The organism is Streptomyces sp. NPDC059900 (assembly GCF_050270335.1).
GTDB lineage: Bacteria > Actinomycetota > Actinomycetes > Streptomycetales > Streptomycetaceae > Streptomyces.
In genome coordinates this window covers 1-16,490 of sequence record NZ_JBNNJZ010000147.1, presented here as the reverse complement: position 1 = coordinate 16,490, position 16,490 = coordinate 1, and the positions used below count along the sequence as shown (strand labels likewise).

Here is a 16,490-nt window from a genome sequence, read left to right as displayed (position 1 = left end):
GGGTGGAGCAGCTCGGTAGCTCGCTGGGCTCATAACCCAGAGGTCGCAGGTTCAAATCCTGTCCCCGCTACTAAAGTCCGAAGGCCCGGATCCAGCAATGGATCCGGGCCTTCGGCATTTCTGCGTGCGCGGCAGCCACCCGGTCGGCCCACACCGGTCGCCGCCCGCCGCCGCTCCGGGAACCCTGGATGAACGTGGTCATGGATCTGGTCCTGGCCGCGGAATTCGGCGGGAGAGACCGGTGGGGCAGCGAGGAGGCAGCGGTGGCGGGGGCGCGGGCAGGCCGGTGCGCCGGTCCGTGCGCCGAGATCCCGGCAAGGGGCGACCTCTGCCGGGCTCCGGCAACGCTCCCCGCACGGGCTCCGGCGCGGGGCCCGTCGTCAGGCATGAGCGGGCGTTCGTGCGGGCCCTTCCGCTGCTGCTCATCGTCGTCGGGGTGGTCTACGACGTCTCGACACCGGCCGCGTTCACCGCGGCGCCCCTCTTCACGGCTGCCCCGCTGATCGCCGCCCCCTTCTACTCGCTGCTCGGCACCGTCCTCGTCGGCCTCGGCACCTGCGCCACCGTCCTGGTCCTGCACTTCAGGGCGAGCACCACCACCGACGTGGAAGCCGTCACGGAAGTGCTCACGGTCCTGACCGTGGCCGTGCTCGCCGTCCTGATCAACCGCGTCGTGAGCCGCAGCGACGAACAACTCGCCTCCGCCCGCTCCATCGCCGAGGCCGCCCAGCGCGCCGTACTGCCGCAGCCGGACCCCCGGATCGGCGGGCTCGACGTCGCCGCGCGGTACGAGGCCGCGGAGGCGGACGCGTTCATCGGGGGTGATCTGTACGCGGTGCAGGACACCTCGCACGGCGTACGCGTCATCGTCGGCGACGTGCGGGGGAAGGGCATGGGCGCGGTGGCGGCCGTCGCCGTCGTCATCGGGGCGTTCCGGGAGGCCGCCGAGCAGGAGTCCACGCTGGAGGCGGTGGCGCAGCGCCTGGAGCGGGCACTGGCGCGCGAGGGCACGCGGCGCGACGGGCTCGACGACTTCGAGGGGTTCACCACCGCCATCCTCGCGGAGATCCCGCACGGCGGAGGTCCCGTACGCCTGATCAATCGCGGGCATCCGGGGCCGCTCCTCCTGCACGGCGACGGACGGCTGTGCGTCCTGTCCGCGACCGAGCCCGCGCTGCCGCTGGGGATGGGCGAGCTGGGGGCCTGGCCGGACCGTGCGGACGAGTCGGAGTTCCCGCCGGGGGCGATGCTGCTGCTCTACACCGACGGGCTCTCCGAGGCGCGCGACTGGCGGGGCGAGTTCTACGACCCCGCCGCCCGGCTCGGCGGCCGCATCTTCCCCGGCCCCGACGGACCCGACGCGCTGCTGTCCACGCTCGCCGAGGAAGTGCGGCGGCACACCGGCGGCGGGACGACCGACGACATGGCTCTGCTCGCGGTGCGGCGGCCTTCGGCGCCCAGGACCGACGCAAGATAACGCGGGTCGACGCCAAGTGAGGCGGGCCGATGTCACGGGCCGTGACTGAAGGACCTCACTCCGCATAACAACTGACGTACTGTCAAGGAGATGTGAAGCTGCGGTGTGTGAAGAAGTGACGACAACTCGCCCCGTTCCGAACCCTCGTGTCCCATTAAGTACAGGCCAATGACGTTAACGATCAGTCGGAACGGCTTGGAATACGACCCTGCTGTCTATTAACGTTCGATAACGCAGCGCGGTCGTCCCAGCCGTCACTCGAGGCGGCTCCGCGCGCACGCGCCTAATCCCGAAAGGGAGCCGGGGAACCACCAATTGGGGTGAATCGGGCATCTGTGCATCCGTGCCAGGTGTTCGTAGGAGACCTTCCTGCTCCGAACCCGTCAGCTAACCCGGTAGGCGAGAAGGAAGGAAAGGAGTGCGCCCCCGTGGCGTCCAACCGCCCTGCCCCCCAAGGCGCGTACGTACCGAATGACGACGATTTCGGTGGGTATGACGAAAATTCCTGGGAGGAATGGAACCCCACCGAGGAGTCCATCCGTCCCGTCCGCGGCAGGCACCGCGTGCACAAGCGGGGCGGTGGCGGGCTCGCCCGCAGCTCCACGGTTCTCGGCGTGGGCGTCATCGCCGCCGTCGGCGCGGGCGGCATAGCCACCGCGCAGGGCGGCAAGCCCCCGGTCTCCATCGAGATGCCGGACATGTCGGCGGTCACGGACTCGCTGCCGGAGGCCAAGTCGCTTCCGGGCGTCGGGTCTTTGATATCCGGCGACTCCTCCGACTCCGCTGCCGCGGACAACGGCGTGACGGTTGCCGCCGCGCCCCTGAGCTCCGCCGGCCTCAGCAGCGCCGACGCCGAGCAGGGCACCACGGACGCGGGCGAGGCACTGCGGGCGCGCATCATGGAGCAGGCCGAGAACCAGCAGGACCAGGCGGACGACGCGGTCCAGAAGGCGGCCGAAGAAGCCGCCGTCAAGCAGGCCGCCGAACAGGCCGCCGCCAAGCAGTCCGCGGCCGAGAAGAAGATCGCCGCCGAGAAGGCCGCCGCGAAGAAGAAGGCCGAGGCGGAGGCCAAGAAGAAGGCCGAGGCTGAGCGCCTGGCCAAGCTCGCGAAGAGCTACACGCTCCCCGTCGCCTCGTACACCCTCACCGGCACCTTCGGTCAGCCCGGTTCCATGTGGTCCTCCGGCTACCACACCGGCCTGGACTTCGCGGCTCCCACGGGCACGCCCATCAAGGCCATCCACTCCGGCACCATCAAGGAGGCCGGCTGGGCTGGGGCGTACGGCTACCGCACGATCCTCGAACTCGACGACGGCACCGAGCTCTGGTTCTGCCACCAGTCCTCGATGAGCGTCAGCGTCGGCCAGAAGGTCACCACCGGCGAGACCATCGGCCGCGTCGGCGCGACCGGCAATGTCACCGGCGCCCACCTCCACCTGGAGGTCCACCCGGGCGGCGACTCCACCGGGGTCGACCCGGCGGCGTGGCTGCGCGGCAAGGGCCAGTCGCTCTGAGGTAATCCCGGAACCCCGGCGGTCCTGGCGACAACCCCCCGACGCCAGGGCTGCCGGTTCGGCATGCCCGCCAACCGGGTGCCGCGGGCCTGCGCTGCGGAATGCTGTGATCCGTATGGGCGTTGATCCCCGTATGACTTCTCTCCGCAAGCTCGGCTCGTCCGACCTCGACGTCTTCCCGCTCGCACTCGGCGGCAACGTCTTCGGCTGGACGGCCGACGAGGACCGGTCCTTCTCGGTGCTCGACGCCTACACCGCCGCAGGCGGCAACTTCATCGACACCGCCGACGTCTACTCGGCCTGGGTGGACGGCAACAAGGGCGGCGAGTCCGAGACCGTCATCGGCAACTGGCTGGCCGCGCGCGGCAACCGCTCGGACGTCGTGCTCGCCACCAAGGTCGGCGCCCACCCCGATTACAAGGGCCTGTCCGCGAACACCATCAAGGCCGGTGCCGAGGAGTCGCTGCGCCGCCTGCGCACCGACTACATCGACCTCTACTACACGCACTACGACGACCCCAGCGTCCCCGTCGAGGAGATCATCGGCGCGCTCGACGACCTGGTGACGTCCGGCAAGGTGCGCGCCATCGCCGCATCGAACGTCACCCCCGAGCGCCTCCAGGAGTTCCTCGACTTCTCCGACCGCGAGGGCCTCGCGCGCTACACGGCGCTCCAGCCGCACTACAACCTCGTCTCGCGCGACACGTACGAGGGTTCGCTCCAGGAGGTCGCATCGCGCTCGGGCCTTGCGGCCGTCCCGTACTACGCGCTCGCCTCCGGCTTCCTGACCGGAAAGTACCGCCCGGGCACGCAGGTCGACAGCGCGCGGGCCGCGGGCGCGGGCAAGCACCTGGAGACCGAGCGCGGCCGGCGGGTGCTCGCCGCGCTCGACGAGATCGCCGAGGCCCGCGGCGCCGAGCACGCGACCGTGGCCCTTGCGTGGCTCGCGGCGCAGCCGACGGTGGCGGCGCCGATCGCGTCGGCCCGTACGGTCGAGCAGCTGCCCGCGCTGCTCGCGGTGGGTGACCTGGAACTGACGCAGGCCGAGATCACGGCCCTCACCACGGCCTCCGCCTAACCGCGGTAGGGGTTGTACGCGGGGTAGGGCGCGGGGTAGGGCAGCGCGGGCTGGGCGTGCGGATATCCGTACGGGGGCTGGTGCTGGTGCTGGTGCTGCGGGTAGGGCTGCTGGTATCCGTACGGCTGCGGATACCCGTAGGGCTGCTGGTACCCGTACTGCGGCGGCATCGGTACGAGCACCGGTGCCGTCACGCGTGCCGCGTAGGCCAGGGCGGGCCGTGCGGCCTCCCGGCGCTCCCACAGGGCGTTCAGCAACTCCCGCTCCCGTACGACGAAGTCGGCGCCCGCGCGGCCCTTGCGCCCGCGGTGCCGCAGGAGCGCGAGAGACGTCGCGTACGTCTCGTACTGCGCGACCGTGCGCGCCGCGGCCTTGCCCTGGGCGTAGGAGGCGTAGTCGCGGGCCAGGGTGCGGGCGCGCATCGTGCCGAGGGCGTACGGCTCGGGGGCGCTGAGCCAGCCCGCGAGCACGTACGCGGGCAGTTCGGCGCGCACGATGCGCAGGCCGCGCTGCCTGATCCAGATCACCAGCCAGGTGAGCAGGCCGAACGCGGGCAGCATGAAGGCCGCGTACACGGCGAAGAAGCCGTAGTCCCCGAAGCTGGCCGAGCCGTTCCACAGCGCGTGCAGGCCCATCGCCAGGAGGAGTCCGCCGAGCGGGAGCAGGACGCGGCGCCAGTTCTGCCGGTCGGCGCTGAGCGCGGCGATGCCGAAGCCGATGCCGGTGAGCACGGTGAAGAGCGGGTGCGCGAAGGGCGACATCACGACGCGTACGAAGAAGGTCGCCGCCGTCACGGACGCGAGCCCCGTGTCGCCGTTGAGCTGGTCGGTGCCGAAGGCGCTGCCCAGATAGAGGATGTTCTCGGTGAACGCGAAGCCGGTCGCGGTCACTCCGGCGATCACCACGCCGTCGACGATGCCGGTGAACTCGCGTCTGCGGAAGAGGAAGACGAGCAGCACGGCTGCCGCCTTCGCGCTCTCCTCGACGATCGGCGCTATCACCGTGGCGCCGAGGGTGTCGGCGCTGGTGGGGTCGGCGGTGGCGGTGGCTATCCAGCGGGTCGCGAAGCTGTTCGCGACGATCGCTATGAGGGCTGCGGCGCAGGCGCCCCAGGCGAAGGCGAAGAGCAGATTCCGCCAGGGGCCCGGCTGGACCCGTTGCAGCCAGCGGAAGGCGGCCACCAGGAGCGGCACGGGCAGCGTCGCGAGGCCGAGCCCGACCAGGAAGCCTTCGGTGCCGGTCTGCTCCCGGACCAGGGCCAGGATCACCAGGCCGGACAGGGCGAGCAGCGTGACCAGGGCGGCCGCGCGTATCGCCCGGCGCTGCCACCAGCGCGCGTGCCGCAGCCCGGCGGGCCCCTCGGGGGGCATCCCGTCGGGGGGCATCGGGTGCGGGTACGCAGAACGGGTGGCCACGCGTTGACCCTAACGAGGGACGGGGGTGGGCCGCGACGGTGTCTCAGGCCCCGTGGCCGGTATCTCAGTCCGCTGGGCCGGTGGCCGGGTCCTTCTGGCCGGTGGCCTGGGCCCCTTGGCCGGGTGTGCGGCGGAACAGCAGGTCGTTGACCACGTGTCCCTTGTCCAGGCCCTGGCCCTCGAACCGGGTGAGGGGGCGGAAGGAGGGGCGTGGCGCGTACCCGCCGTCGTCCTGCGTGTTCTCGAAGGCGGGGTGCGCGGTGAGCACCTCCAGCATCTGCTCGGCGTACGGCTCCCAGTCGGTCGCGCAGTGCAGCAGGGCGCCGGGCTTGAGACGGGGCGCGACGAGGTCAAGGAACTCGGGCTGGATGATGCGGCGCTTGTGGTGGCGGGCCTTGGGCCAGGGGTCGGGGAAGTAGACACGGAGGCCGTCGAGGGAGGCGGGCGCGAGCATTTCGCGGAGCAGGATGACGGCGTCGCCGTTCGCCACGCGGATGTTGTCGAGGCCGTTGCGCTCGGCGAGGCCGAGGAGGTTTCCCTGGCCCGGCGTGTGTACGTCCACGGCCAGGATGCCGGTGTCCGGGTCGTCGGCGGCCATCTGCGCGGTGGCTTCGCCCATGCCGAAGCCGATCTCCAGTACGACGGGGCGTTCGCCGTGCTCGGTGCGGAACATCTCGGCGAGGTCGAGTACGCCCTTGCCGTCGATGTCCAGGCCCCACTTGGGCCACAGGCGTTGCAGCGCGTCCCCCTGGCTGGTGGTGACGCGGCTCCTGCGGGGCTGGAAGCTGCGGATCCGCCGCTCGAAGTGCGACCCGGCCGGATCGGGCGAGGGCCCGTCGGGGAAACGGGGCTCGGCCTTCGGGCGGGGGGCGTGGGGGCGCTCGGGGGTGGCGTTCGACTCAGACACAGTGGGGGGATATTAATCCCCAACCCCACCCCTTCCCGAAAACTCGCTCGGCGCGAGAGCCTTGTACGTACCGTCATCACCGGCTCCGCCGAGTTCGTCCTCAATCGCCGGACGGGCTGATGGTTCAGCCCGTCCGGCGATTGAGGACACCCCGCCCCTACAGAGTCGCCAGCACCCGCCGGGCCACCGCCCGTCCGATGGGCAGCGAGGCCGTCGCCGCAGGTGAGGGCGCGTTCAGCACGTGCACGGTCCGTGCCCCCTCCCGGATGAGGAAGTCATCGACCAGCGTCCCGTCACGCAAGACGGCCTGCGCCCGCACCCCCGCGGCCACCGGCACAAGATCGTCCGAGGTCACCGCGGGCAGCAGCCTGCGCACCGCCGTGGTGAACGCCGCCCTGGAGAGGGAGCGCCGGACTTCCCCCGCCCCGTACCGCCAGTGGCGCCCGGCCATCCGCCAGGCCCCCGGCCAGCTCACCGTGCCCGCCAGCTCACGCGGTCGCACCACACCCCATCCGTACCCCTCGCGGGCGAGGGCCGGCACGGCGTTGGGTCCCACGTGGACCCCGCCCCCGATGCCGCGCGTCAGATGGACTCCCAGGAAGGGGAAGGCCGGGTCCGGCACGGGATAGACCAGGCCCCGCACGAGCTCGGGACGCTTCAGGTCGAAGTACTCCCCGCGGAAGGGCACGATCCGCATGCCCGGGTCGTCACCGGCCAGCATCGCGACCCGGTCGCAGTGCAGCCCGGCGCAGTTGACCAGGACCTTTCCCCGCACCACCGAGCCGTCGGCCGTACGAACGGCGACCCCGAGCGCCGCCCGCCGGTCGATGCGGACGACCTCCGCGCCGTAACGGACATCGGCCCCCGAGGCGTCCGCGAGCCGCTCCGCCACCGAGCCGTAGTCACATATCCCGGTCGTGCCGACCTGGATCGCGGCGAGCCCGCGCACCTCCGGTTCGTACTCCGTGATCTGGGCGGGGCCCAGTTCCCGCACCGGAATGCCGTTCTCCCGGCCGCGCTGGACGAGTGCGTGCAGGCGGGTCAGCTCGGCGCGCTCGGTGGCGACGATCAGCTTGCCGGTGACCTCGTGCGCGATGCCGTACTCCGCGCAGAACTTGACCATCTCGGCGGCGCCGCGCACCGCATACCGCGCCTTGAGGGAGCCGGGGCGGTAGTAGATCCCGCTGTGGATCACACCGCTGTTGCGTCCCGTCTGGTGCCGGGCGGGGCCCGGCTCCTTCTCCAGGACGGTGACCCGGGTCCCCGGCGCGGCGCGCGTGATGGCATACGCCGTCGACAGACCGACGATCCCGCCGCCGATCACCAGCACATCACAGTCGTACGTCACTGCTCGGACCATCCCGCATCACCTCCCACACCGATAGTGCACTGCGCCACTGACAACGCCTTCAAACCCGGCGAGGGCCGCAGGGTTACAGGGGGCGTAAAAGCTGTTGCCGCTCCGGTGGTGCACGAGCACGAACTACGCGGGAGCCATCAGGAGCGGCCGCGCCCGCTCCCGAAGCTCCACCACCCGTGGCTCGTCGCCGTACGGCTCGAGGCGGTGCAGCAGGTCCTTCACGTACTCCGTCGTACGCGCGGACGAGATGCGTCCCGCGACCTCCAGGGCGCGCGTGCCCTGCTCGCAGGCCGCGTCGAGGTTCCCCGACTCCAGTTCGGCGACCGCCGACACCACGAGCCGCAGGCCGTGCGAGCGCACGAACTCCTCCGTCGGCCGCGAGAGCGCCTGCTCCGTGAAGCGCCGCACCTGGCGGGGCGCCTTCAGGTCGCGATAGCACTCGGCTGCGTCCGCGGCGAAGCGGTCGTAGCCGTAGAAGCCGAGCCACGAGGGGTCGTTGTCGCCGTCCCTGGCACGCTCCAGCCAGCCCTCGGCTGCCCGGAGGGCCGCCCCGGCCGCCTGCGCGTCGTTAGCGCGCGCGTGCGCGCGTGCCTCGACGAGGCGGAAGAAGCTCATCGTGCGGGCCGTGGCCAGGCCGCGGTTGCGCTCCAGGGCGGCCTGCGCGAGGTCGACGCCCTCGTCGCCGAAGCCGCGGTAGGTCGCCTGGAGTGACATGGAAGCAAGGACATACCCCCCTAAGGGCACGTCCGCCGCCGCGCGGGCCAGGCGCAGGGCCTGGATGTAGTAGCGCTGGGCGGCCTCCTGCTGGCCGGTGTCGAAGGCCATCCACCCGGCGAGGCGCGTCAGCTCGGCCGACGCCCCGAAGAGCGAACGGCCCACCTCGTCGGAGTACGAGCCGAGCAGCAGGGGCGCCGCCTCGACCCGCAGGCACTCCGGGACCATCGACGAGCGCCAGTCCCCGCCGCCGTACTTGGAGTCCCAGCGCCGGGCGTCCTCCGCTGCCTCCCGCAGCTTCACCACGTCGCTGTGGCCGACCTTGAGCGGCTGGCCGCCGGTCCCGCTGTCGCTGCCGTCCGCGGGGTGGACCATCTCGCGCGGCTCGTCCGGAGCGACGTCGCGGGCGACCGAGCTGTCGGCCGGGGTTATCAGCCAGCGCGAGGCCGGAGTCGCGTACGCGCTCACCGCGAAGGAGCCGGCCAGGGACTGCCAGATGCCGCCGCTGCCCGCGCGCCTGCCCGCCAGATCGAGGCGGTAGAGCTCCGTCGCCGACTTGACCGCGGCGCCCACGTCACGCGGGAACGCCAGGCCCACCTCGGGCGCCGGATCGGCGTCGGCGAGCCCGATCTCGTGCAGCGGGACGGGGCGGCCGAGCTTCTGCCCGATGGCCGCGGCGATGAGGTGCGGGGCGGCGCCCTGCGGCACCATGCCCTTGGACACCCACCGGGCCACCGACGTCTTGTCGTACCGAAGCGTCAACCCGCGCTGTGCGCCGAGGTCGTTGACCCTGCGCGCGAGGCCCGCATTGCTGATTCCCGCGAGGGCGAGAACGGTGCCGAGCTTTTCGTTCGGCCCGCGTTGCTCCCTGGACATGGCCACCCCTCGACACAGACGGCTGCCGTGCAGTGGCTTGACCGCGCGGCATTCGTGCTGCGTTCCCCCAGGGACAGCGACGTCCGCGACAACGACCGCCGTGGCCCGGAACCCCGGCCGCAAGAGCATTTGGCCGAGCCCCCAGGTATATGCCTCCGCGAAAACATCAGCACACACAGCGTAGTTCGCCGAATCCCAAGCGTTAAGAGGCGCAGTTCCGTATGGCGAGATTGTTGCCGGTAGGGAAGTACGGGAGTGCCGGGGTGTGCTCCCGGTGTGTGGCCGTGCGCCCGCATGTGCGCTCTTCACCGGCCATAAGGGGAGCGCTTCCATGGTTGGTGCGTGGGTCGGCCCGCTGCGCTGGAGTCAGTGGGCTGGGGGACGCCGCCGCCTCCATCCCCGCGGGCGGCGGACCGGTCCGGGGGGCGGGCAACGCCTCCCGGACTGTGTGCTGCCGGTTGCGGTTCCGTCACACGAGCGCCACCGGCTGATTTGGCCGAAAATCGCCTCCCCGGAGGCAGGGGCAAAACGCCCCCGTGCAAGGAGAGGGGCGTGGTCGCGCCCTTCAAGTACCGCTCCCCGGCGGCAGATTAAGGGGAGCGTGAGCACCTCCGCAGCCACTCCCGCACGCCTCCTTCGTGGCAGCATGGGACCCCAGTTCTTCGGTGCACTGGTTGTCCACAGCCTGTGGAGGCAACATGCGGTGGTTGGTGGGGTGGAGCAGCACTGCCGCGAAGCCTTCGGTGGTCGGCTCGGCCGGGGCCACCGGTGAGAACGGCGAGACGGTACACCCCGTGGGCTCCCAACTCCTCTGGGGAGACCCGGATCCGCTCTGGGCGGTCGGCGACTGGCGCGCCGACGAGGTGCGCACGGTGAAGGCCGACGAGCAGACGCGCATCGCGGTCCTCGGCACCTGCGGCGCGAGCGACGAGGAGCTGCGGGTCGGTCTGTTCGCGGCACGCGGGGGCGCGTTGCGGCATCTGACGGCGTGGTCCGGCAGCTACACCGCGGTCGTCCAGGTCGGGCGCCGCGTCATGATCGCCGGTGACCTCGCGGGCGCGCGCCCGGTCTTCTACACCCCCTGGGCCGACGGCACGGCCTTCGCGACGGCCGCGCTGCCCCTCGCCGACCTCATCGAGGCCCACCTGGACATCGGCCACCTCGCGGCGCTGCTCGCCGCGCCCGACGTGCCCGAGGCGCTGCACGACTCGACGCCCTACGAGGGCGTGCGACGCGTACCACCGGGGCACGCGCTGATCCTGCGCGCCGGAGCACGCGAGATCGCGGGGTACGAACATGTGGCGTCCCTCGCGGTCGCCGCGCCCGCCGCCGACGCGTCCACCGCGGTGGACGGCGTCCGGGACGCCCTCGTGGAGGCGGTACGCGCCCGGCTCGGCGCCCCGCGCCATGTCCCCGGAGCGGCCGAGGTCGACCCCGGCCCCGTGCCCGGCATGGGGCCCGCCGAGCGGCGCGCGGCACGCGGGATGCCGGTGCCCGGCATCGGCGCCGACCTCTCCGGAGGGCCCGCGTCCGGAACCCTCGCGCTGCTCGCCGCGGGCCTTCCGGGGATGCCCGGTACGGTCCTCGGCCACGGCACGGGCGCGGGGGAGCGGCTCCTTGCCGTCACCTTCAACGACCTCGCGATCAACGGCCGCGAGGCCGAGCTGGAGCGGGCGGGCGCCATCGCCGCCAATCCCCGCCTGCACCACGTAGTGGTCGCCGCGGGCGAAGAGGCCCTGCCGTACGCGGACCTGGAGGGCCCGCTGACGGACGAGCCGAGCGCCGCACTCGTCACGGCCCAGCGCCACCGCGCGCGGCTCGCGTCGGGCAGCGCGGACCACTTCACGGGGTACGGCGCGCGGCAGGTCCTCGACGCGCATCCGGCCCGCCTCGCCGACCTCCTGATGGACCGCAGGCGGCGCCATCTGGTGCGCCCCGTAGCGGCGTTGGCGAAGGCGGACGGGTCTCCCGGCTCCGTCATGGTCCCCGCGCGCGTGTACGGCGCCGCGCGCAAGCTCTCCCGGATGTCCTACCGCGCGGGCGTCGATTCGCTCGCCGACCGCCTTCTCCAGCGCCGCTTCGACGAGCCCGGCGGGGCGGTGGGGGCGTCGATGGCCGCCCTCGCGTGGGCCAGGCCGGGGCCCGCGGCCCGCTGGCTGACGGGCGAGGCCCTGGCAGAAGTATCGGTTCGCCTCCAGGACACGACCGGGCGGCCCGGCGCGGGCCCCGGCCAGCGCCCCGGAGAGTTCCGCGCCCGCGCGGCGCTCGCCCGGCACGCGGCGGACCTGCGCGTCCTGGAACAGGCGGCCGAGGTCCGGTTCCAGCGCCTGCACGCGCCGTTCCTGGACAACCAGGTGGTGCGCGCCTGTCGTGCGCTCCCCGTCGCCCTGCGCGTCCAGCCCGGAGCCCGCGCGGCGATCCTGCGTACGGTCCTTGAGGGCGCCGGAGTGGCCGAACTGCCGCCCGGCTGGGGCGCTCCGTCGCACGCGTCCTCCGCAGCCGCGGCGCGCACGGGCCTGCGGGTGTCCCTCGACGATCTGCTGTCCCTCTTCGACACGCCCCTGCTCGCGCAGGCGGGCCTGGTGGAGGCCCGCGTGGTCCGCAAGGCGCTGCGCGCGGCAGCGGAGGGCGAGCCGCTGCCCCTGGACGGCCTTGCGGACCTGGTCTCCACGGAGCTGTGGCTGCGCCGCCTGCTGTCCCGCAGGGGCACCTGCTGGACCGGCACCCCTGCCCGGCAGCGGGCCGTCCCTACGGGGAGCGTCGTGCCGGAGCGGGGGGCGTTGGGGGCGGGGCGGTAGCCGGCGGAGCCGGTGATTTCAGCCTGTCCGGCGTTCGAGGACGAACTCGGCGGAGCCGGTGACCGACCGAGCCGGAAGCCCGGCGGAGCCGGAAGATCCGGTAAGGGGCGGGCCCGGGGAGAGGAAACCCCCGCGCCCCGGCCCGCACCACCGGCGAGAATGACCCCGTGCGGTACAGAATCCTGGGCGCCACCGAGGCGTACGACGAACAAGGGGCGCCCCTGCCCGTAGGCGGCCGGCGGCTGCGCGCGCTCCTGGCCGTCCTCGCGCTCCGGGCCGACCGCACGGTCCCCGCGGACACCCTCATCGACGAGGTATGGGCGCGGGACGAGCCGCCCGCCGACGCCCCCGCCGCGCTCCAGGCCCTCATCGGCCGCCTGCGCCGCGCCCTGGGCAAGGACGCCATCGCGTCGGAGTCCGGCGGCTACCGCCTCGCCGCCGCCCCCGAAGACGTCGACCTGCACCGCTTCGAACGCCTCGTACGCGAGGGAAAGGCGGCCCTGCACCGCGACGACCCGGCGTCAGCCGCCCGCACCCTGCGCGAAGCGCACAGCCTGTGGCGCGGCCCCGCCCTCGCCGACCTGCCCGACCGCAGCGCGGCCACCCGCCCCGAAGCGCTCCTCGCCGAGGCCACCCGCGCGCGCGTCGAGGCGGACCTGCTCCTTGGCCACGCCTCCGACGTCGTACCGGAGCTGAGGGAACTCACCGCAGCCCAGCCGTACGACGAGACGCTGCACGCCCTCCTGATCCGCGCCCTGCGTGCCGCGGGCCGGGGGGCCGACGCCCTCGCCGCGTACGAGAACGCGCGCCGCGTCCTCGCCGATGCCCTCGGCGCCGATCCCGGTCCGGAACTCCGGGCTCTGCATGCGGAGTTGCTGGATCCGGATGCGGGCGGGACGGGGTCGGCGGGCGCGGTGGGCTCGGCGGTTACGGCGGCCCCTGCGCTCACGGCTGATGGATCCGGACGGCCGGGACGGTCTGGGCGGCCTGGGCAGTCTGGGCGCCCTGAGAGCCTTGAGCGCCCGGAACATCCGGCGCGCCCGGAGCGTTCGGGCAACCTCCGCCCCCGGCTGACCTCTTTCGTCGGCCGGGAACCCGAACTCGCCGCCATCCGTTCAGATCTACGACGAGCCCGCCTGGTCACCCTCACCGGCCCCGGCGGCTCCGGCAAGACCCGCCTCGCCGAGGAAGCCGCCGCCGGGCATCCGCAGGCATGGCTGGCCGAGCTCGCCCCGCTCGACCATCCCGAGGCGGTCGCGGGCGCTGTCGTCAGCGCGCTCGGTCTGCGCGAGACCGTGCTCCTGACCAGCGAGTTGACGATTCCGCAGAGCGACCCGGTCGCCCTGCTCGTCGAGTACTGCGCCCCGCGCAGCCTGCTCCTGCTCCTTGACAACTGCGAACATGTCATCGGCGCCGCAGCCGAACTCGCCCAGACCCTCCTCACGCACTGCCCGGACCTCACGGTCGTCGCCACCAGCCGTGAACCCCTGGGCGTACCGGGCGAGTTCGTCCGCCCCGTCGAGCCGCTGCCGCCCGACCCGGCGTACCGCCTGTTCACCGAGCGCGCCGTCGCCGTGCGCCCGGACTTCGACCCGCGGGAGGACGCCGGGGCCGTTACCGAGATCTGCCGCCGTCTCGACGGCCTTCCGCTGGCCATCGAGCTGGCCGCCGCCCGCCTGCGGCTGCTCACCCCCCGGCAGATCGCCGACCGCCTCGACGACCGCTTCCGCCTCCTCACCAGCGGCAGCCGCACGGTCCTGCCCCGCCAGCAGACCCTGCGGGCCGTCGTCGACTGGTCCTGGGACCTGCTCGACGAGCCCGAGCGGACGGTCCTGCGCGAGGCGTCCGTCTTCGCGGGCGGCTGGGACCTCCCGGCGGCCGAAGCGGTCTGCACCGGGCCCGCCGCCGACCTGATCGGCGCCCTCGTGGACAAGTCGCTGCTCATCGCCGAGCCCACGGCCAGGGGCGACATGCGCTACCGCATGCTGGAGACCATCCACGAATACGCGTCCGAGCGAGCCGCCGAGACGCCCGGGCTGCGCACCGCCGCGGCCCGCCGCCACACCGCGTACGTCCGCGCGCTGGTCGAAAAGGCCGAGCCCCTGCTCCGCTCGGCGGACCAACTCCCCTGGATCCAGCGCCTGGAGACCGACCTGGACAACATCCGCGCGGCCCTGCACCGCACGATCGAGTCCCGCCAGGAGGAAGACGCCCTGGCCCTGGCCCTGGGCATCGCCTGGTTCTGGTGGCTGCGGAACTACCGCGGGGAGAGCATGGAGTGGATCGACCGCGTCCTGCGCCTCGCACCGCCGATGCCCCCGCCCCCGCCGATGCCCGCGCCCATGCCGCCGACGCAGGCTCCGACGTCTCCGGACGGCGTCCCCGAGGGCCCCGAGGGCACGGACGACCCGCTCTACTGGTCCTGGATGAGCCTGCGGATGCTGCGCCTCTTCGTGGCGATGGAGTCCGGGTCGACGGACGAGCTGGCCGGTGACGAGAACCGCGCGTACGTGGCGCGGGTGCGGGACGTCTTCGCACAGCCGGTGCCCGCGGCCGCCCGCTTCCCCGGCCTCATCTGGCCGTTCGTCGCCGCCTTCCTCGACGACGCGGACGCGGCAAGGCCCGCCATGGACCAGGTGGTCGCCAACTGCCGCAGGTTCGGCGGCGACTGGGAGGTCGGAGTCAGCCTGATGTTCCGTACGCATCTGGCCGTCGACGCTCCCGGCAATCTCTCCGGGGTCGACGCCGACCTCGCCGAGCTGCGCGTGCTGAGCAGGCGCGCGGGCGACCGCTGGATGCGCGCCCAGGTGTCCAGCGCGGCGGGCGAGGCCGCCATGGCCCGCGGCCTGCACGAGGAGGCGCGCGCCGAGTACGACGAAGCGCTGCGGCTCGCGTACGAAGTGGGGGCGTATGCGGAGACGCCCTTCCTCATCGTCCGGCTCGCCGAGATCGCGTTCCGCGAGGGCGACCGCGACCTGGCGGTGAAGGCGCTGCGGGAGGCAGGGGCCGAGGCCGATCGGTACGGCGTGGGGGACGCGCGGGCGTTCATGCGGATGCTTCAGTCGATGGTGGCCCTTGACGCCGGCGACATCGCCGACGCGCGCGCCCTCTTCGAGAACTCCCGCGCGGACGCCGACCGCGGCACCCCGCCGCCGCAGTTCATCGCGGGCCTGCGGAACCTGGAAGCCCAGATCGTCGCCGCCGAGTCAGGACCGGAGCAGGCGCTGCCGCTGCTCGCGCACGCCCTGCGCGAAGCCCTGCGCGACCGGTGCGCCGAGCTGGTCGTCGCGTCCCTGGTGGACGGCGGAGCCACCCTGGTGAGCCGGCTCGGCGATCACCCGCGCGCTGCCCGTCTGCTCGCTTGCGGCACCCGGCTGCGGGACGGCAATCCGCGCCCGATGCCGGAGCGGTCCGACGCCGAACGGGTCGAGCGGACGGCGCTCACCGCCCTCGGCGCGGACCGGTACGAGGCCGAGCGCACGGCGGGCACCGAACTCACCGCCACCGAAGCCCTCACACAACTGAGCTGAGCCGAACAGCGGCTCACGCCCGCCACAACCGGCCCGACCCACGTCCGCCTGAACCGCCCCGGTCTACGAACAGCGGAAACGTGACTGCGCCCAGTCCGCGAGTGCGGCCGTGTCGAACGGGGAGTGCGGCTCGACGACCAGGCGGATCGTCTTGCGGCCGGTCAGGTTCACCTGCACGGGCACCGCCGGGTCGCCGCCCTTGACCAGCGGTGACTGCCACAGCCGTACGCCGTCCCCGAAGACCGAGAACCGCACCTTGCCGAGGCCCATCGTCATGTCGTCGACGCCCACGACCGCGTCGTACGACGAGCAGGCGCGGTTCAGGTCGATGGTGACGGAGGACTGGCCGTGGACGGTCACGCCGTGGCCGTACTGCCGGTCGGCGATGGACAGGCCGCCCCGCTGCCAGACCCAGCTGCTCTCGGCGAGCCGCATCTCGGGCTTGGTGCCGTCACCGACGATGCCGTACTGCAGCTCGCTCCACTGGTAGACCGCCGGAGCGGGCGGCGGAGGCGGCGGCTTCGGCTTCGGCTCGGACGGCGTGGGGGTCGGCTTCGGCTCCGGCTCCGGGGCCGGCGGCTTCGGCTTCGGCGTGGGAGTCGGCTTCGGCTTCGGCTTTTCCCCGGGAGCGGGCTTCGACGGCGGCTTCGGCTTCTTCTCGGCGACCGGCTGCTCGGGCTTCGGCTTGGGCTTCGGCTCCGGGGGCGGCGGCTTGCTCGGCGCGACGGGCTCGACGGCCGGGGGCTTCTCGGCGTTCGGCAGGTCCTTGGGCTTGTCCCCGCCCGCCGTGAGCGCGAGAGCCACCGCGGCCGCCGCCGCGG

10 protein-coding genes and 1 riboswitch are annotated in these 16,490 nt (G+C 73.0%); of the genes, 5 read left to right on the top strand and 5 right to left on the bottom strand.

Features of this window, described 5'->3' with window-relative positions; all coding sequences use genetic code 11:
- Window positions 1-241 precede the first annotated feature (241 nt).
- The 3 genes from ACQKIP_RS20590 to ACQKIP_RS20580 all read left to right on the top strand — a co-directional run bounded on the left by ACQKIP_RS20590 (window position 242) and on the right by ACQKIP_RS20580 (window position 4,069).
- The gene (locus ACQKIP_RS20590; protein ID WP_427743698.1) at window positions 242-1,477 is read left to right on the top strand and encodes a PP2C family protein-serine/threonine phosphatase; all 1,236 of its coding nucleotides are present in this window, start codon (window positions 242-244) and stop codon (window positions 1,475-1,477) included.
- A 270-nt stretch (window positions 1,478-1,747) separates the two neighbouring features.
- A riboswitch (cyclic di-AMP (ydaO/yuaA leader) is annotated at window positions 1,748-1,894 on the top strand.
- Window positions 1,895-1,905: 11 nt separating this feature from the next.
- The gene (locus tag ACQKIP_RS20585) at window positions 1,906-2,991 is read left to right on the top strand and encodes a M23 family metallopeptidase (RefSeq protein WP_365861534.1); all 1,086 of its coding nucleotides are present in this window, start codon (window positions 1,906-1,908) and stop codon (window positions 2,989-2,991) included.
- Between the two features lie 133 nt (window positions 2,992-3,124).
- The gene (locus ACQKIP_RS20580) at window positions 3,125-4,069 is read left to right on the top strand and encodes an aldo/keto reductase (RefSeq protein WP_365861536.1); all 945 of its coding nucleotides are present in this window, start codon (window positions 3,125-3,127) and stop codon (window positions 4,067-4,069) included.
- Here the strand turns inward: ACQKIP_RS20580 and ACQKIP_RS20575 are convergent.
- The 4 genes from ACQKIP_RS20575 to ACQKIP_RS20560 all read right to left on the bottom strand — a co-directional run bounded on the left by ACQKIP_RS20575 (window position 4,066) and on the right by ACQKIP_RS20560 (window position 9,341).
- Complete coding sequence (locus ACQKIP_RS20575) at window positions 4,066-5,454, bottom strand: PrsW family intramembrane metalloprotease (protein WP_365861572.1); 1,389 nt, start codon at window positions 5,452-5,454, stop codon at window positions 4,066-4,068. The genes ACQKIP_RS20580 and ACQKIP_RS20575 overlap by 4 nt on opposite strands.
- Window positions 5,455-5,548: 94 nt before the next feature.
- The gene (trmB, locus tag ACQKIP_RS20570) at window positions 5,549-6,391 is read right to left on the bottom strand and encodes a tRNA (guanosine(46)-N7)-methyltransferase TrmB (RefSeq protein ID WP_365861538.1); all 843 of its coding nucleotides are present in this window, start codon (window positions 6,389-6,391) and stop codon (window positions 5,549-5,551) included.
- Between the two features lie 157 nt (window positions 6,392-6,548).
- Entirely contained in the window at window positions 6,549-7,751 is a 1,203-nt protein-coding gene (gene lhgO, locus ACQKIP_RS20565) for an L-2-hydroxyglutarate oxidase (protein ID WP_365861540.1), read from the bottom strand.
- 123 nt (window positions 7,752-7,874) lie between these two features.
- Entirely contained in the window at window positions 7,875-9,341 is a 1,467-nt protein-coding gene (locus tag ACQKIP_RS20560; protein ID WP_365861542.1) for an MFS transporter, read from the bottom strand.
- 698 nt (window positions 9,342-10,039) lie between these two features.
- Here ACQKIP_RS20560 and ACQKIP_RS20555 point away from each other — a divergent pair.
- Window positions 10,040-12,139, top strand: coding sequence for an asparagine synthase-related protein (locus ACQKIP_RS20555; protein WP_365861544.1), 2,100 nt, complete (start codon window positions 10,040-10,042; stop codon window positions 12,137-12,139).
- A gap of 167 nt (window positions 12,140-12,306) precedes the next feature.
- A complete protein-coding gene (locus ACQKIP_RS20550; RefSeq protein ID WP_365861545.1) occupies window positions 12,307-15,669 on the top strand; it encodes an AfsR/SARP family transcriptional regulator in 3,363 nt (1,120 codons plus the stop codon).
- A gap of 63 nt (window positions 15,670-15,732) precedes the next feature.
- On the opposite strand, the gene ACQKIP_RS20545 is transcribed toward ACQKIP_RS20550, so the two are convergent.
- A partial coding sequence (locus tag ACQKIP_RS20545) for an NPCBM/NEW2 domain-containing protein (RefSeq protein ID WP_427743693.1) occupies window positions 15,733-16,490 on the bottom strand: 758 nt, incomplete at its 5' end.